This window comes from Paenibacillus sp. BSR1-1, assembly GCF_030403775.1.
Lineage (GTDB): Bacteria > Bacillota > Bacilli > Bacillales > Cytobacillaceae > Neobacillus.
In genome coordinates, this window is the sequence record NZ_JAQMWQ010000004.1 from 271872 (window position 1) to 289863 (window position 17992).

Annotated in this window: 20 protein-coding genes; 6 read left to right on the forward strand and 14 right to left on the reverse strand. The window is 38.0% G+C overall.

All coding sequences use genetic code 11. The annotated features are described in order from the left end of the window. Positions 1-15: 15 nt before the first annotated feature. From PH210_RS09255 to PH210_RS09275, 5 genes are all read right to left on the reverse strand, one after another. On the reverse strand, positions 16-753 hold the full coding sequence (locus PH210_RS09255) for a YwaF family protein (protein WP_289984809.1): 738 nt from the start codon (positions 751-753) through the stop codon (positions 16-18). 218 nt (positions 754-971) lie between these two features. Continuing rightward, the gene (locus PH210_RS09260) at positions 972-1604 is read right to left on the reverse strand and encodes a DUF2238 domain-containing protein (protein ID WP_289984811.1); all 633 of its coding nucleotides are present in this window, start codon (positions 1602-1604) and stop codon (positions 972-974) included. 124 nt (positions 1605-1728) lie between these two features. Continuing rightward, on the reverse strand, positions 1729-2097 hold the full coding sequence (locus PH210_RS09265; protein ID WP_289984813.1) for a hypothetical protein: 369 nt from the start codon (positions 2095-2097) through the stop codon (positions 1729-1731). Positions 2098-2191: 94 nt separating this feature from the next. Continuing rightward, a complete protein-coding gene (locus PH210_RS09270; RefSeq protein WP_289984815.1) occupies positions 2192-3313 on the reverse strand; it encodes an NAD(P)/FAD-dependent oxidoreductase in 1122 nt (373 codons plus the stop codon). A 295-nt stretch (positions 3314-3608) separates the two neighbouring features. Continuing rightward, positions 3609-4523 (reverse strand): carbohydrate kinase family protein, encoded by a 915-nt coding sequence (locus tag PH210_RS09275; RefSeq protein WP_289984816.1) that lies wholly within the window; start codon positions 4521-4523, stop codon positions 3609-3611. 117 nt (positions 4524-4640) lie between these two features. Here PH210_RS09275 and PH210_RS09280 point away from each other — a divergent pair, with 117 nt between their 5' ends. Next, the gene (locus PH210_RS09280; protein ID WP_289984818.1) at positions 4641-5057 is read left to right on the forward strand and encodes a DUF2243 domain-containing protein; all 417 of its coding nucleotides are present in this window, start codon (positions 4641-4643) and stop codon (positions 5055-5057) included. A gap of 263 nt (positions 5058-5320) precedes the next feature. Then, positions 5321-6358, forward strand: coding sequence for a CAP domain-containing protein (locus PH210_RS09285; protein ID WP_289984820.1), 1038 nt, complete (start codon positions 5321-5323; stop codon positions 6356-6358). A gap of 33 nt (positions 6359-6391) precedes the next feature. Here PH210_RS09285 and PH210_RS09290 read toward each other — a convergent pair whose 3' ends face one another. Further along, positions 6392-7015, reverse strand: coding sequence for a hypothetical protein (locus PH210_RS09290; protein WP_483312093.1), 624 nt, complete (start codon positions 7013-7015; stop codon positions 6392-6394). Positions 7016-7106: 91 nt separating this feature from the next. Here PH210_RS09290 and PH210_RS09295 point away from each other — a divergent pair, with 91 nt between their 5' ends. Next, complete coding sequence (locus PH210_RS09295; RefSeq protein WP_289984823.1) at positions 7107-8699, forward strand: acetolactate synthase large subunit; 1593 nt, start codon at positions 7107-7109, stop codon at positions 8697-8699. Between the two features lie 21 nt (positions 8700-8720). Here the strand turns inward: PH210_RS09295 and PH210_RS09300 are convergent, their stop codons facing one another. Beyond that, positions 8721-9284, reverse strand: a complete 564-nt coding sequence (locus tag PH210_RS09300) for a hypothetical protein (RefSeq protein ID WP_289984824.1) — start codon at positions 9282-9284, stop codon at positions 8721-8723. A gap of 396 nt (positions 9285-9680) precedes the next feature. Between PH210_RS09300 and PH210_RS09305 the strand changes: the two genes are divergently transcribed. Both PH210_RS09305 and PH210_RS09310 read left to right on the forward strand, forming a co-directional pair. Then, the gene (locus tag PH210_RS09305) at positions 9681-9875 is read left to right on the forward strand and encodes an alpha/beta-type small acid-soluble spore protein (protein ID WP_223590653.1); all 195 of its coding nucleotides are present in this window, start codon (positions 9681-9683) and stop codon (positions 9873-9875) included. A gap of 124 nt (positions 9876-9999) precedes the next feature. After that, positions 10000-10836, forward strand: coding sequence for an SDR family oxidoreductase (locus PH210_RS09310; protein ID WP_289984826.1), 837 nt, complete (start codon positions 10000-10002; stop codon positions 10834-10836). A 33-nt stretch (positions 10837-10869) separates the two neighbouring features. On the opposite strand, the gene pdxR is transcribed toward PH210_RS09310, so the two are convergent. The 7 genes from pdxR to PH210_RS09345 form a co-directional block, all read right to left on the reverse strand. Further along, positions 10870-12273 (reverse strand): MocR-like pyridoxine biosynthesis transcription factor PdxR, encoded by a 1404-nt coding sequence (gene pdxR / locus PH210_RS09315; protein ID WP_289984827.1) that lies wholly within the window; start codon positions 12271-12273, stop codon positions 10870-10872. Between the two features lie 82 nt (positions 12274-12355). After that, a complete protein-coding gene (locus PH210_RS09320; protein ID WP_289984828.1) occupies positions 12356-12895 on the reverse strand; it encodes an NADPH-dependent FMN reductase in 540 nt (179 codons plus the stop codon). A 98-nt stretch (positions 12896-12993) separates the two neighbouring features. Beyond that, positions 12994-13167: a hypothetical protein gene (locus PH210_RS09325; RefSeq protein ID WP_289984829.1), complete on the reverse strand. Its 174-nt coding sequence runs from the start codon at positions 13165-13167 to the stop codon at positions 12994-12996. Positions 13168-13287: 120 nt separating this feature from the next. Beyond that, entirely contained in the window at positions 13288-13773 is a 486-nt protein-coding gene (locus PH210_RS09330) for an MltG/YceG/YrrL family protein (protein WP_289984831.1), read from the reverse strand. Beyond that, on the reverse strand, positions 13763-14143 hold the full coding sequence (locus PH210_RS09335; protein WP_289984833.1) for a hypothetical protein: 381 nt from the start codon (positions 14141-14143) through the stop codon (positions 13763-13765). Before PH210_RS09335 ends, PH210_RS09330 begins: the two co-directional genes overlap by 11 nt. Before the next feature lie 167 nt (positions 14144-14310). Further along, the gene (locus tag PH210_RS09340) at positions 14311-15243 is read right to left on the reverse strand and encodes an aldo/keto reductase (RefSeq protein WP_289984835.1); all 933 of its coding nucleotides are present in this window, start codon (positions 15241-15243) and stop codon (positions 14311-14313) included. A 71-nt stretch (positions 15244-15314) separates the two neighbouring features. Continuing rightward, positions 15315-16616, reverse strand: a complete 1302-nt coding sequence (locus PH210_RS09345) for an MFS transporter (RefSeq protein ID WP_289984837.1) — start codon at positions 16614-16616, stop codon at positions 15315-15317. 359 nt (positions 16617-16975) lie between these two features. Between PH210_RS09345 and PH210_RS09350 the strand changes: the two genes are divergently transcribed. Then, positions 16976-17986 carry a 2-oxoacid:ferredoxin oxidoreductase subunit gamma family protein gene (locus PH210_RS09350; RefSeq protein ID WP_289984839.1) on the forward strand — a complete coding sequence of 337 codons (1011 nt, stop codon included), beginning with the start codon at positions 16976-16978 and terminating at the stop codon, positions 17984-17986. Positions 17987-17992: the final 6 nt, after the last annotated feature.

The following is a 17992-nucleotide window of genomic DNA, read 5'->3' on the forward strand; positions in this document are numbered from 1 at the left end:
TATCACCCAATAATTCTAATTTAAAGGACTTCCGTTTTTACCAAGATAATAACTAATCCCAAAAGGTAAATACAAAATAAAAAAAGTGATTAAAGCAATAATCTCTAATGGTATTAAATAGTATGGCCATCGTCCAAGATAATCTAATATTGAAGGATTCATTGGCTTTTCAGAAATATACATGTAATTACCATGAACAAAATAGTTTAGTAAAAAAACAAAGCATGTATACAGATTTAAATATAAAAATGCTTTCCAAATACTTTTAAATTTTGGTTTGTATTGCTCCACAAAAACAAAAAACATATTCGCAACTACAATCCCTCCATGAGAAATAAAAAAATGAACATAACGGAAATGCGGGAAAGTGTATAAACTTAAATCAGGTGTAATCATTGCCTGCAAAGCACTTCCTACTCCAGCAAAATAAGTAAATTCAAAGAGTTGGCTACTCTTTGTCAAGAGCAAGGCTGCTGACAAAATAATAGATATACTGCTTAAATGAAAAGGCAATGAATATTGGATTGTCCATTCACCAACTCGCCAAAGCCAAATATGAAGGCTAATTTCCGAGAGTATTAGCACCGTAGCAAGAAGTGTTCGCACCTTAAAGTTCAACTTTTCAGCTCTTAATGGTTTCCTAATTAAATAAATTAATATAACAATGAAAAATACTGATGATAATGTCAATAAATGAGTTAGTGAAAACAAAATAAATGGGGCTTCCCCGTCTGCCTTAAAATATTTATTCATTTTATCACCATTATTTCAATTAAACTTTAAGCAAAAGTTAACATAATAAAATTATAGTAAATTTTTTTATTGTTTGATTTAAGTTTTACTGACGTATGTCAGAATCGGACATGATCAACCTTTAGATCTTCAATGCTGTCCGAATGAGACCTTGATTCGGACTCGATTTACCCTTGAAATCAACAAAGCTCCCAAAACGACTAGGGTGGGATTCAGCATTAAATTTTACTAAAAGAGCCTTTTAATAAAAGCCTGCTATGCACTTTTGAGAGGAAAATCAGTGCGAGGATTGAACCAACGAATGTTAATGACATGTCCCACTGCGAATCCCATATATCCCCTTGCATTCCTAAAAACTCTTTGGCAGCTTTTCCACCCCTTCCTATTTTTGTAGATAACCATTCAATAATTTCATATAACGCACTAATGCACAATGAAGTACTTAAAATAACAAATTTTAACCAAAACCCTTTTTTAACCGGGCTTTTTCGAATATATATTTCCCTTATAACAATGGCAAACAACCCCTTTAAGAAGTGCCCAAAACGATCATAGTTGTTCCTTTTTAAATCAAAATAATCTTTAATCCAATTAAAAAGCGGCACCTCTGAATATGTAAAATGTCCGCCAATAAACGTCAAAATCGAAAGAATAGTAATGATGAGATAAGATAATGAAGTGAGACGAAATTTTTTATATGTTGCAATTACAATGATTATTACAACAAGGGAAGGAAGAACTTCCATTGTCCATATTTTATAACCAGCTGGTTTAATGGCTGACCAAATAAATACAGTAACGACAAAGAATAGCAGAAGTAAATGAAAGTTTGAGCTTTTTTCTCTTTCCAATTTTTCTTCCCCCAATAAGTATGAAATCCTTTACATTATTTCTTTGTCTAGGGAAAAAAATACAAATCAAACTAGTTCCCTCAATTAATAAAGACTTCCAATATACGGAAGTCTTCTTAAACTGTTATTCACTAGGAGTTACTGCCTTTTTAATTACTGCGGTGGATAAATTGCCGAATTCAAATCCTTGAGTGTCTGTTTCAATATAAACAGCACCCATTGCAGGTTCACATGAACCATTTCGTTTAAAATGAATTTTGCCGATACTCCCTGGATTAACACCTGATTCAAACGTAAATAATTGTTCATCCACCATAAAATAGGCGATGCTTGATGTTGAATCCAGGAAATTGGTAATTGTATAAGTGATTTTAGTAAATCCTTCCTCAATGATACAATCAGTGGTAAGCTGAAAGTGTATTCTACAATCAACTTGTCCATTTACTCTCGTGACAATATCTATAACATCAGTATCGGAAAAAGCTTTGGTCAAAAAATTACCACCTCCAAACCTATCTATCTCTAATAAATGAAAAAGTTAGGATTTTAGAAACGGCGTTTACCCTAGGACAAGAAAATTACCTTCGTTAGCTTTCTCCAATTGCTCCTTTAACATCATAAAGGCTGACATCAATTTCCGTTTGTTTGCCCAAAGCTAGTTTTGCCAGTTCAGCTCCAAGATAGGGTCCGCTAGTTAGTCCTGATGCTCCTAACCCATTGGCAACTAAAATACCATCATATTTCGGCAAATTCCCGATAACCGGTAAAAATCCTGGTGTAAAAGGTCTGAACCCGACTCTGGTTTCAAGGTAAGTGCAGCTAGATAAACCAGGAGCCACTTCTAGACCCTTGCTTAATATTTCGGCCATTCCCCCTGCTGTGACTCGTGTATCAAAACCCACTTCATCTTCATGAGTGGATCCCACAACAATCCTGCCATTATCAAAAGAAAGGATATACTGATTTTTAGGAGGCATAACAACAGGCCACGAACTCGTATCTGCTTCCAGCATTTCTAGATGGACTATTTGTGCCTTTTGCGGTTTAACTAGAAAATGAACCCCAAGTGGTGCCAATATGTCCTTTGCCCAGGCACCGGATGTAACTATAACCATGTCTGTAACCAATGTTTCTTTAGCAAGACGTATTCCTGAAATGCGTTTATTTGTTGAAATAATAGAAGCATTTCCTCTTAAGAATCTAGCACCATTCTTCAAGGATGCATTAATTAGAGCTTTTCGTAAATCTCTCCCATTTACACGTGCTCCCCCACTAACATATACAGAACCATATTCTTCTGAAATTGGTGGAAAAAGTTCCTTTGTTTCTGCAGGTGACAGTATCGTAATTTCACCCATCTCTGGTGCATCCTCACGGCGTTTTCTTGCTCGTTCCGCCATTTGTTCTAGCTTCTTAAAATCTGTATGAAGACTAATTGCCCCAACACGCTTATATCCAGTTTCCTTTTCGCCATCCGCTTCTAATTGAGCAATTAATTCAGGATAGTACCGGGCCCCACCTTTTGCTAACTGATACCATGCTTTGTTCCGCCTTTGGGAAAGCCAAGGACAAACAATCCCGGCAGCGGCATCTGTTGCTTGTCCGGTATCCTCGCGATCCACTAATGTAACATCTGCACCTGATTTAGCAAGATGATAGGCGGTAGATGCCCCCAAAATTCCTGCGCCAATGACTATGATTTTTTTCATATGACACCTTTTCTACTTTTTATATTTTCTATTACGTAACATCAATTTCCAAAAACGGGCAATATTATTACCTAACAAATATTTTCTTAATGAGGATGATAACATGATTGAAATACCGAGAAACCTATATTGTGAAAAATGTAATAAAGAAACTGAACACATGGTTAGGGAAGACGCTTTAGAGATCGAATATACGTGCACTAAGTGCAACCAGCAACATGAAATTGTGAAATCTTTTTTCTAAGACGAAAAAGCGAACATTTCCAACTTGCACAATTAATTTCAATCGAGACAATTAAATATTGAATGCAGATAGGGAACCTCTTTTGGTTGTCGCGATTGCACCGATTTGATTAGCATATTGAGTATATTCGGTTAATTGCGATAAATCTTGCGGGTTCCCTTTTTCATGAAAACTACACAATAATGCTGACATAAAGGCATCTCCTGCTCCGGTTGTGTCCACTGCCTTTACTTCGATGCCGGGGACAAAAATGTTCTTTTCATTATATAAGGCGGCGTATGCCCCTTTGCTTCCCATTGTTATAAATACAAAAGGTATTTTCCATTGAGATAATATTTTTATCCCATCATCCATTTTTTCCGTCTCCGTTAAAAAATAAAGTTCATCCTCAGCAAGTTTTATGATATCCGCAAATGGTAAAAAAGAGAGGACCGTTTTCCGGCATTGATCCTCACTTTCCCATCGTTTTAATCGAATATTGGCATCGAAAGCAATAAGAGTATTGGATACCTTGGCATAGTTGATTGCCTTCCGAGTTGTGAGTTTTGCTGATTCTTGAAAAAGAGTTCCCGAGCCAAAATAGAAGATTTTTGAACGCTCAAATAGTTCACGTCTCAGTTGGTTTTCTGTCAAGACCTCATTTGGTGTTGGATTGATATAAGAATGAAAGTATCGCTCACCATTTTCATTAAGATGAACATAAACTCCACAGATTTTTTTGTTAGGAGTTTGGATACAAAATTCAATATTGATATTCTCTTTTTTCAATTCTTGCTCGACAAATTGGCTGGTTTCATCAGTCCCTAATTTACATAAATAATAGGATGGAACCCCTAATCTGCTTGTACCCGCTGCAACATTAACAGTCGCACCCCCAAGCAGCTTCTCATATTTTGTATTCGATTTATCAATCGAAATGTAATCTACAAACGCTTCTCCTAGAGAAATGACTCCTTGTTTATTCAACGATGCTCCCCCTTTAAAAAGCATTTCAGTTTATCAAAAAATTTTTTTGTTAACAACATATTTATATTACAATATAATTTTGAGAGAAACTAAATTTTTAATAAGGGAGATTATTTCGTGAGAATACTTGGTGCGATTATAGCGTTTTTTCTAACAGACTTTCTTTTTCATTTAATAGACGCCCTTGCTTTTGGAATGAAAGCCGAAACTGCCGGTCAGCGTATCGGTGCAGTCTTTTTTGGAATTTGTGTCCTTTTAATTTTTATGGCCATTTTTCATCGTTTCTTTTCGAAGGCCTTTTTCAATGGATTCACGGTAGCAACAGGATTATTTTTAAGCTTCGATATTGTGGTCTTCCATTGGATATTCCAGCTTCACCGCATCACCAACGGGCCTGAAGCAAACTGGCTCGAGCCTATATTTGTATTAATTGGGATCATCTTAATTTGGTATGGGATTTCGAGAGAGCGAAAGGTAGATAACAGAGTTTTACTCGACCGAAATGAGGCTGGAACAGAAAACACAGGCATGTAAAAACGGTCAATGATCCCGAAATGGAGTTGGAACATTTAATATGGTCACGTAGACCGCTACTATGTGAATGATTTGATGCTTGAACTCTAATTACAGTCACGAAGAGTTGTTACTTTTACATTTTAACTAGATTGGTTACAATTCTAATAGATATGGAGGTGGTAACGCTGGTTCGTTTTTTTAAGCTCTGCTCATTTTTAGTTTTACTTTATTTATTATGGCCCTCACTTGAAAAACAGTTAGATAAAACTGATTTCGAAATAGTGAAGCAACATGCTCAATCAGAAATGACTAGCTTTAAGGATAACCCTGAAGTACTTTCAGTCATAAATTCATTAGGGGAAAATGTTCAACAAATATTGAACGAGATTGGCATACAGTTTGACAAACAGCCACAAATACAACCAGAAAACGAAACAAGAAAAGTTGAGTTAGCACCCCCTACTAATCAAATATTCTCTATTCATAATGTTGAAATTGGCGATAAAAAAGAAAATATTGAACGGAACTTAGGCGCACCAAAGCGTTCATCCTTAAATGAATATGGGGCAAATTGGAATACCTATCATGAAAATTACCATAATTTTTTTATGATAATGTATGATAAAAACAATAAAGCTGCAGGACTTTATACCAACCAAGATTTAATTGCCTCGACCAATGGAATTAAAATTGGGATATCGAAACAAATAGTCCGTGAAAAACTAGGTGATCCCCTTTCCAGAATTCAAAAAGGATTAATCATTTATGAATTGAAGCAGGACAGTGATTATGATGTGTACTTACTTAGTAACGAATTTGTGACCATTTTTTACGATAAACACGAGAATAACACTGTAACAGCGATGCAGCTTATCAGCAAAGACTTTGAACAAAATAAAATAGATTTTTACACCAAAGCGAGTACTGAGTTAGAGGAAGGTTTTGAATATCAGTTATTCGATTTGACGAATGCCGCACGTGTAGAACATCTGCAGTCGGTATTAACATGGGATCAGCATGTTAGAGAAACAGCCCGCAAGCATAGCACGGATATGGCTGTTAATAAATATTTTGATCATACAAATCTTAAGGGACAATCACCTTTTGATCGTATGAAGGAGGATCATATTATATTTCAGCTGGCAGGAGAAAATCTTGCATATGGACAGTTTAGCAGTATTTTCGCCCATGAAGGCTTAATGAACTCTCTTGGGCATCGGGAGAATATTTTACAAAAGGACTATGAGTATTTAGGTGTTGGTGTAGCCTTTAATAATCAAGCACAGCCCTACTATACAGAAAACTTTTATGCAAAATGAAGGTGTCCCAGAATCAGAACTGGGACGCCTCTTTTAATTAAAAATAACCCTAGCTAACTCACCATCCGCATAATTACCTTTTATGCCGGGTTTAGTTTTAAAATAATCATAGATTTCTTGAGCTGTATAATCTTGTTCTAATCCATTAACAATTGTTGTTAAGTATGCATGCGACGGCTTTTTCCATTCTACGTCTCCCATATCCCAAGGTGCGGTAAAAGTATAGATTGGAAAACCTTTATCTTCACCCAAGTATAAAACATTCCCATACCAAGTTTGCCGAAAAATTTTCGAACCCTTCCTTTTGACCTCGTTTAAATCAATCTCAAATTCCAATCCATTATTTTCCTGTTTAACAACATCCAAAAACTGTTCAGTCGTGATTAAATATTTTTTGCTATAAGTTTTAGCTCCTGTGTTTTGTTTTAAACCAATAAAGGCAACCCCTTTTGACTCCCATTTTGCTGCTTCCTTTGCAAAGTATATGGGTAAATTTATGGTGAAAATGGATTTATCAACTGGTAATGAAGGATCATTACATCCTGGTTCCACTTTAGATGAGCCTTCAGGCCTGCCGCCCTTGATATAGCATAAAAATCGATCGGTATTTATATTGGAACCATAACTTGCATACCAGACATATTGTTTTTCATTCACCATCTATCACCTTTTTTCTATTAAATTCCATTATGGTTTTAATTTTAGCATTTTGCTAAAACTACTAACAGCAAATATTTAGGAGGAAAAAATGAAGGTATCAGATGTACTAGTTCAGTGTTTAGAAAACGAAGGCGTAGAATTTGTGTTTGGAATCGTTGGCACGGAGACGTTAGACCTTGCTGATTCGTTATCAAAATCAAAGCAAATTCAGTTTATAAATGTTAGGCATGAGCAAGGTGCCGCTTTCATGGCAGATGTTTATGGTCGTTTATCAAAGAAAGCAGGCGTTTGTTTGGCAACGCTCGGACCAGGGGCTACCAATTTAATGACGGGTATCGCAAGCGCACAGCTCGACCATTCTCCTTTGGTAGCACTAATTGGCCAAGCGGGCATCGAGCGGCAGCATAAAGAATCCCATCAATATTTGGACTTGGTGAAATTATTTGAGCCTGCCACAAAGTGGAGTACCCAATTGCAAGAATCACCTTCCATCCCTTCCATCATGCGAAAAGCTTTTCAAACGGCCATGATGGAGAAACCTGGCGCTGTGGCAATTACATTGCCGGAGAATTTTTCAGCTCAAATGATTGCCAACAAACCATTGCCTGTCACTCCATTGCCTGTGTATGTACCTGTGTCGAATGCTTTAATGAAGGCAAAATTCCTAATACAAAATCACAATAAACCGTTTTTGATTATTGGAAACGGAGTCATTAGACAAGATGCAGTTCCTGAGTTGCAGATCTTGATTGAAACCCTTCAATCACCTGTAACTCACAGCTTTATGGCAAAAGGAGTGCTGCCTAAAGATCATACTCTTAATTTTTATACCTTTGGCTTTAAAGAGAACGATGAAGTTTTAACTGGACTAGATGAAGCAGATTTATTAATTGTCATTGGGTTTGATTTTGTTGAAAAATTACCAAAGGATTGGAATCAAAAAAAACGTCCAATTATACATATTGATAGTGTTCCAGCAGAAATAAATGAGTATTATCCTGTTGAAACAGAACTTATTGGAAACTTAAAGGAAACACTTCAATTACTTAATCAGGCTGGGGTTCCTGCTAAATCATGGATACCTGCTGGGAATCTCCATGAACATATTAAGACAGCATATCAAATAAAAAATACGTCCGATTCCAACTCCCTGCCTTTTACAATTGAAGATGTCCTTCAGAGTATTGAAGCAATAGCATCAGACGACACGATTGTGATTTCAGATGTCGGGGCCCATAAGGTTTCAATTGCACGCACTTATCAACCAAAACGACCGAACCGATTAATCATTTCAAACGGGCTTGCTTCGATGGGAATCGCCTTGCCTGGGGCAATCGGTGCCAAACTTGCTTGTCCTGATGATCCTGTTATTTGTATTACAGGGGATGGCGGCGCATTAATGAATTTTGCTGAAATTGAGACGGCCAAGCGTTTAGGGCTCTCCTTCATTATCATCGTTTTAAATGACTCGATGTTAAAGCTTGAAGTGCAGCAAATGAATAAAATGTTTGGACAAAATTATGGTGTAACCTTCGAAAATCCAGATTTTTTGCAATTATCAGGCAGTTATGGAGTCCAAGGAATTCGAGCTAATAACCCAGTTGAATTTGAAACGATTCTACATGAGAAGCTGCTTTCTTTAGATGGAATTATCTTAATCGATGCAGTAATCCAAAAGTGACGCTACTTCTGATTAGGAAAGTTATAATGCCATAATTGTATTTAATTTTTTAAATATTATTAAGCCGATATCTACCCAAATCCAATTATAAATGAGGGCGAACAAAAAAATACCGCCTGTTGTGGAGATTGAAAAGGTCTCCGAAATTGATGGTCCTAAGACAGGAAACTTAATAACATATAATAGAATCAAAATTCCTATGGTTAAAAATGATGCACCTGTTGTGATGATGATCCATCTTTTTTTAAAAAAGCAAAAGGCCGCACCGATGCCGAGTCCGATAAGTCCTGTCGTAAACGGGAAGACAAGTAGCTCACTAGGCTGAAGAATGAGTAACAATAAATTCGTAAGTACATACCCCATTGCTCCAAGCGGGAGTGAAAGCATGGAACAGAGTAGAATCGGTGCGGTTGCGAATGGACTGATAAAGTACCCTACTCCCGGCAAAAAGCCCCCTGCTACTTGCAGTACAGCTGCTATACTAGCAAAAAGAGCAGCTAAGATAAGACGACTAGTTTTAGACTTTTGATTAAATGTTAATTGCGCAGTCCTAATGTCAATGGAAATGTTTCTAATAAAATACATCGGTTTCACCTCGATTTATTATATTAACTGATGAAACCGATGATTCAATTTCCACAATAAGGATTTTTCGTATTAAATAAAAAACATCCAAGCTTTTTAGCCTTACATATATTTCCTTCAATCGTATCTGCTGCTGGATAGGCGTTGTTCCAAAAGTTTAACGGCTCTCTTGGCGGGTTTTGTTTTATCCCAGTAAGCTCAGAAACCACTAAAATACCATTTTCTTTTAAAAACCTCTTCCACCCTCTCAAGCCATTTTCAAATCCAATAATATAAATTGCACCCTCGGATTATTCTCATCTCCGATTTTATGACCGAATTATGTTTTTTATTTAGGTTAAATTATATACGAGCAATCTAAAATTGCTCAAAAAAATTCGTCGGGAGTGATGTATCATGGCTAGAAACAAACTATTGGTTCCTGGTGCAGATAATGTTCTGGATCAAATGAAAGAAGAAATCGCCAACGAGTTTGGAGTGCAGCTTGGTGCTGATACGACCGCACGAGCAAACGGTTCAGTCGGCGGCGAAATGACCAAACGTCTCGTTGCTTATGCTGAACAATCACTGCGAAATCAACAGAATTTTTAACCTGTGATTTCAAAATTAGGGTGCCCAAATCGGGCACCCTTTTTCTATGACTTCAAATTTTTCTATACACCATAAGCGTGATAAGTTTTAATAAAAGAAAAGATATTTATAAAAGGAGCAATACATGAGAAGAAAAATTGCTATCGTTACAGGGTCCTCTAGCGGCTTTGGTTTATTATGTGCAATTGAACTTGCACTTGAGGGATTTTCGGTACTTGCAACTATGAGAGATGTCAAAAAAGCAAAACCATTGTTAGACTTGGCAAAAGAAAAGAATGTATCAGAATACATTAATATTGAACCACTAGACGTTACTTCATCCGATTCAATTAACCAGTTTAAAGCCCTGCTATCAAGCTATCCTTCAGTAGATGTTCTTGTAAACAATGCGGGGTTCGCACTTGGAGGCTTTAGCGAAGAGCTATCGATTGAAGAATATCGGCAGCAATTTGAAACAAACTTTTTCGGTGTCATTGCGGTGACTAATGCAGTGCTTCCATTAATGCGAGCAAAAAGGACAGGTAGAATTATCAATATGAGCAGCATTAGCGGCCGAATGGGCTTTCCGGGACTGTCCGCCTATTCAGCGTCCAAGCACGCACTTGAAGGATATAGTGAAAGCTTAAGGCTTGAGCTGAAACCATTTGGTATCGATGTCTCCTTAATTGAGCCCGGTTCGTATAAAACGAATATATGGTCTAGCGTTGATCAGATGGAAATCAATGCGGATTCCCCCTACTTTTCCTATATGAAGAGTCTTCTAAATGAAATTGAAAGCGGCAAAACAGCTCATGGATATCCATTAGAGGTTGCGAGACTAGCTGCCCAAATTGCGTCACAGCCAAAATCACCAAAGCTCCGATATCCAATCGGGAAAGACGTTAAGAAAAATCTTTTTCTAAAAAATATCCTAGGGTGGGAACTCATTGAAGCGGCCATTTTAAAAACACTAAAACATTAATATTTCCCCCTGTTAACCAGGGGGCTTTGTCTGTCAAAGCTTCCATGCATTTTTTAACAACCGAACCCCTTTATCAATCTCATACTCTGATAAACCACCAAAACCCAAAATAACTTGGGACCCATCGACTGAACCTAACTCATAGTCATATGTTGACAAAGGGTATACTTTTACTCCTAGCTTCATAGCCGAAGAAATTAACTCTTTTTCAAGCATATTATTTTTTACATCCAAAACAATATGAAGTCCGGCATTTTCCCCAATTATTTGAGCCTTTTCCCCTAGATGCTTTTTTATAGCTGCCATTAATGCAGCCTGTTTTTTACGGTATAGCGTTCTCATTTTGTTTAAATGCCTTTGCCAATGTCCATCCTTCATAAAATGATAAAGGGTATTCTGATGAAGTCGCGAGACTGTCTGCTTATAAATGGTAAATCGTTCTTCATATTTCGAAAGAAGTGCCGCTGGCAAAACCATATAACTTATTCGAATGGATGGAATCAAGGACTTTGAAAATGTACCTAAATAAACGACTCTTCCATTTGGATCCAACCCCTGCAACGAGGGGATTGGCTTGCCTTTATATCGATATTCACCGTCATAATCATCTTCAATAATATAACCGCACTGCTCTTCTGCCCATTTTAACAATTCCATTCTCCGCTTTATCGGCATGACCATTCCAAATGGGAATTGATGTGATGGTGTCACATAGGCTATAGTGGCACTACTTTCTTTTAATTCTTTAAGATTGATCCCGCTTTCATCTAGCGAAATGGGAAGCGTATTGACGCCTAAATCCTGTAAGACCACTCTTATTCGATGGAAACCAGGATTCTCGAGTGCATAAGTGTTTTCTCTCCCAATTAACAAACATAATAACCCCATGAGAACCTGTGTACCTGCACCAATAATAATTTGATCAGGTGAGCACCTAACACCCCTGGATGCAAAAAGTTGTATGGCAATTTGTTCCCGTAAAAGCCTTTCCCCTTTAGGATCGCCGTTATTAAATATCTCTTTTTGATCTTCATACAAAGCTTTCATCGTTAATTTCCGCCATACAGAAAATGGAAAATGCTCCAAATCGACCCTTCCCGAATTGAAATCAATCTTAACCTTCGACTCTGAGGGCTCCTTTTTCACTTCTAAGTGAGTTGGATATTTTTGAATTGAAAAAATGTCTTCATCAAATGGTGTTACAAATATCCCTTTTCGTGGCTTACTTTCCACATACCCTTCCGCACATAACTGATCGTAGGCAGCCTGAATAGTATTCAGACTTAACCCCAGGTAATGGGATAAATTTCGTTTTGACGGCAATTTGGCCGTTGGTTTGATTCTGCCTGATAGAATTTCCTGTTTAACATAATTAGATAATTGAAGGTATAACGGATTATCGCTTTTATAATCTAAAACAGGTGTTAGTTCAAGCAAATTATTTCTCCTGCCTTTGAAAAAGGTGCCTGGCCTCCGTTGCATTAATTCAATAAAGCATTGGGGTCAGGCACCTTAATTTTTATTCTGTTATAAAATCAACAAACCGGTCAGTTACATCATTGATAAATTTAAGTGTGGCTTCATCCTCTAACCTTCCAGTTGCATCATTAAATTTAGCAGAAGCTTGATTAATAAGTATTTCGTTGCCCACAGGCGGCAAAAGCTTTACTTGCAAAGCCGTTAAGATTTGACGCAAATGAAGCTGAGCACGAAGTGTTCCCATTAAACCTGTCGCTGCACCAGCCGTCATAACAGGTTTTCCGACTAGTACTTTATCAACACGGGATAACCAGTCAAGTGCATTTTTCAATACACCAGGAATTGACCAGTTATATTCAGGGGTAATGATGATGACTCCGTCAGCCTCTTTTACCTTTCTCTTAAAAACAGTAACTGATTCAGATGGATTCAATTCTGTATCCTGATCATAATGCGGCAGCTGGCCAATATCTAGAATTTCCAAATCAAATTTTTGGGCATGTCTCTCTTGAATAGTGCTAGCTAGCTGCCTATTATAAGAACCTTTCCTCAAACTACCTACAATCGCTACAATTTTCATTTGCCTGTTCACACCTTTTTGTTATGTAATAATAATGATTATAGGGATTATATTTAGAAAGTTCAAAAATATTGCCTCAAAGTATTTGGATTAGAATATTACTGGGTATACAGAATTTTGATTTCATTTTCGGCCTCGACCATCCTGCCAAATCGATATCCCTCAATTAATACTTTTCGTTCATGATCACTTAACTGACGCCCCCATTTGGATTCTAAATAGAAAATAACCTCGTTATAAGAAATTTCCGAGTAATTAAAGAGTTCATTCATGTTATCGTCTCCTTCCTTATCCTAATTACAGTCTTGACAGATTTAGTTTTTTTATTTTATCTATAAGAAAAAAGTGCGAAGGACAACGCTATTTCCGTTGTCCTTCGCACTTTTTTATAATTATTTAAAAATAGTTCCGACGATTTGATCGTAAGTCATATTACTATCTACCACAAATGTACCAGGACGCAATTTGTTCATTAGCCCTCTTTTCTCAATATCTTTGGAGAAGTTGAAGGCATTTGGGACCAAGCCAGCTTTAACTAGCATGTTGCCAACGTCTATGCTGGTCATACCTTCTGATACACTCACTATTAATTTCGTGACCACTTTAGTTGACTTTGCGTCTTCAGCGGGAGTTTGTTTTTGTGCAGCAGTCTTTGCCTCTTTCACGCTTTTGTCATATTCAGCTTTCGTTTGAATAACATAGCCTGCAGCTGCAAGTTTTTCTTTCATTTCTTTTTCAGATAAAATGTGGGTTTGGATTTCAGCTGGTTTTGCAGATGCTTTCGCTACTTTACTGTTATCAGTAAAGTAAACAGTACCACATATAGCTGTTGTAATAAGAATTCCGGCTGCAAAGCTGCTTAATAAGTTAATTCTCATTGGCAACTTTTCTCCCTTCATCCTTTAATTCCTGATAAGGAGCAACGATCTTTTCGATGTCACTGACCGCCACTTGTTTCATTTCTGCAATGCTTTCCAATGAATAATTCCGACTAAATAAATCCAGTACTTCACGCTTAAGAACTATTTCCTCAGAAGTGAGTTGAACCCCTGCTTCTTTCATCAAGACTACATTGTCAAGCTCAAGATTCCGAATGGACTCCTGTAAAGAATTAATTTCTTTCATTGTAGATATATGAATCAAATCAATTTGATTATGTTCTACCTTTGCAGCACGTGTAGATTTTAAAATAGAAAAGATTAGTAAGAAAGCGGATATCACAAACAATCCGGCTAAAGTCCATTCCATTTAATTATTCCTCCTTGTATTAATAACAAGTTTTTATTATACAGCCAAAATATTAATTTATTGTTACAAAACGCAAAAATGCGTAAAAAGTCGGAGTAAATTGGCAAATTGAAGGGAAATAGAAAAAAGTGGGGATTGCCCCCACTTTTGAAATAGATATTTAATTATTAGGAAAAAATTCGATCAATAGCTTGAATTTCTTCAGCAGTCAGCTGGACTTCTAATGTTTTTAAATTATGAAGCACTTGTTCTGCCCGTTTGGCACCTGGAATTATGACATCAATGGCTTCCCTGGTTAAATACCAAGCTAGGATGACATGAGATACTTCCACTCCTTTTTCCAAGGCAATTTGACGAACCTGCTCTATTTTTTCCAGATTCTTTTGATACCTTTCACCCTGAAAATTCGGTCTCTTTTGATTCTTTTCACTTATTTCGGTTGTTTTGTCATATTTACCGGTCAATAATCCTGAAGCTAGCGGGTAGAACGGGACAAAGGAAATCTTGTGCTCTATCATGTAAGGAAATAAAGCTTCCTCCGCCTGGCGGCTCAAGAGGTTATACTCCCCTTGAAATACATCAACATAGCCATCTTTATTAGCTTCTTTTAACTGTTCCATCGAGAAATTCGATACACCAATCGCTCTGATTTTTCCTTCATCCTTCAATTGCTTCAATGCCCCGACCGCTTCATCCTTCGGCGTATCATTATCAGGAAAATGAATATAAAATAAATCGATGTAATCCGTTTGCAGTAGTTTTAAACTGTCTTCGACGGATTGCCTTAAAAAGGCAGGTGAGTTGTCCAGCACAATATCTTTCCCGACAAATTTATGAGCGGCTTTGGAGGAAATGACAATATCTGAACGATTTCCCCTTTCTTTTACCACTTCACCAATAATTTCTTCAGAGCGGCCGATACCATAGATGAATGCTGTATCTAAGAAGTTAATTCCATTTGCTAGACCTGCACGGACTAAATCTCTCCCAGCTTCCTCATCGAGGTTTGGAAATAAGTTATGTCCTCCTACAGCATTGGTTCCGAGTCCAATTGGATTAACATATAAATCTGTCTTACCGATCCGAGTTTGCTTCGCCATTTACCAATCATCTCCTTTTGTCTTCTTAATAACAAACACATACAAAAAAAATAAATGATTTAGCTTTGCCTTTAATTTTTAGAACGTTTAGACCAGATCACGACTGGTATAAGCAGCAGAGAAAGGAAGCCTCCAGCCAGAGAAAGTGTAGTATAACTGGATTGAGCTACAACAATTCCTGAAAGTGCTCCCCCTGATGCCCCAGATAAAGCAATGAAGACATCTATCGTCCCCTGGGTCTTTGCACGGGTAGATGGATGTGTGGCATCCACGATGAGTGCGGTCCCACTTATTAATCCAAAGTTCCAGCCAAGGCCAAGCAGAGCGAGGGCAATGACTAGGAGCATCATGGAATCGGAAGGTGCACTCGCAGCGAGGACGCCAGCCGAAAGGAGAGTGGCTCCGGAAGCGATAGCCATCGCTGTACGTCCCATCTTATCTACTAGAATACCAGTTACCAATGATGGCAGGTACATGGCTCCAATATGGATGCCAATAACCAGTCCTACCTCACTCAATCCATGTCCATGGTGTTTCATTTGAACAGGTGTCATTGTCATAATCGAAACCATTACCATTTGGGTTAAAATCATGATGGCAGCACCTACCACAATGCCCCGATTTTTTATTTTTCCATTATCGCTATTGTCAGCAGAAATATGCTCTTCATCTGTTCTATTCACAGCTCTTATGACCTTCGCGACTTCAAGGGGATCTGGGCGAAGAAAAGCTGCAAGCACTAAACCAGCGAGAAGAAAAGCAGCAGCGCCTAAAATAAAGGGACCTGCTAAAGCAGGAACACCGATTGATCCAGCAAATCGGCCCATGACACCTACTAAATTGGGACCTGCTACCGCACCAAACGTGGTCGATACCAATGCTATGCTGATGGCAGTTGCCCGCTGTGAACTGGTGGCCAAGTCGGAACCTGCATAGCGTGCTTGCAGGTTCGAAGCACTTCCAGCTCCATAGATTAGGAGAGAAAAAAATAGCAGAAAGACATTATGGGTTAAAGCTGCTAGGATTACGCCAATAGCACCCAACCCGCCAGCCATGAATCCCGCCGCAAGCCCCGTTCGGCGTCCAAAACGTTGGGAGAGCCCCCCTACAATGAGTGCTGCCCCAGCAGAACCTAAAGTTAATAAGAACGCCGGGACCCCTGCAAAACTATCCGAACCTAGCATGTCCTGTGCCAGGAGTGCACCCACAGTAATGCCTGCTGCGAGTCCGGCTCCACCAAAAATTTGGGAAATGACTACGATTATCAAAGTACGTTTATATAATTGCTTTTGCTTTTCGGGAGAATCTAAGTAACTTTGTAACCAGGCCGGGTGACTCTCTAAAGCTTTGGATTCATCAGAATATTGATTCATCACTTGTCCTCCTTTCTTAGGAATTCTTTATTCACTTACCTCCTATTATATTACATTAAAAGAGGAGAAAATAAGTTTTTGAATGGTCTTTTTATTTTTAGAAATAGGCCTTGGATCGGCGGTGTTGTTATACAACAAAAAATATCTGTAATATATCAAGTCAAAAATATTATCGTAACCAAATCTTTACTAAATACTTATAACGCCAACGAAATGACCATTATTACACCATGCAATTTTTCCATAGTAAAAAACTGTTGTAACTGTTTTTATAACCTGTTACAATAAAAGTTGTAATTTATTGAAAATTTTTAAAATTCTAATTGTTAATTCGGTTTACACAGATGGGAGGAATATTATTGTCAAAATTGCCGAAAATCAATGAATTAGGCTTCTTTGAAATCCGCCTCGAATCCATTGGAGGCTTAGGAGCTAATTTGGCGGGAAAAATGCTATCCGAGGACGGCGTTGTTGGAAACGGACTGAATGGAGTCGGTTTTTCATCATACGGATCTGAGAAAAAAGGCTCCCCTGTCAAAGCACACATTCGTTTTTGTGACCCTGATACCAATATTCGTGACACCACTCCCATAGAACGACCTCATGTTGTTGGCATTTTCCATGATGCCCTTTTTAAAACCATCGATTGCACGAGCGGGATCTATCCCGACAGCACCATCTTAGTGAATTCTCAAAAATCCCCTTACGAACTAAAAAAGCTAATGAAAATACCTGGTGGAACCATCGCTATTATAGATGCGACTGGAATCGCTTTGGAGGAACAAACAAAAGCGAACACCGCCATGCTCGGTGCTCTGTACCGGATTCTGGATTTCTTAGACCCAGAGTCCATGAGACAGACCATTCGGCGAACATTCGAGAAGAAGTATCCTCACTTAGTCGAACCAAATATCCGCACCTTTAACAGAGGGTATAATGAAGTCGAATTTAAAACCTATGAACTTGATGAAGGGGCAGAACCAAAACCATTTAAAAGACCGGAACCGCTCCTCGGATATAAGACACAGGCCATTGGCGGGATGATAACAAATCCAGGAAATAGTATTTTAAAGGATTTAAGCATATCACGTGCCGGAATGCTCCCGCATTTTCATGAAGAAAAATGTATTAATTGCGCAGCATGCGATACAGCCTGCCCCGACTTTTGCTTTGTTTGGGAAGAAAAGGAAGATAAACGTGGCCGCGCCCAAATGTTCCTTCAAGGGATTGACTACCAATATTGCAAGGGCTGTTTGAAATGCGTACATGCTTGTCCTGTTGAAGCACTTACTGGAGAAAGGGAATATAATGACGGTTATGCTGATAAGAACCGTGTACCGCATTTGTTTGATTTGGCGATTCGAAATTAAGGAAAG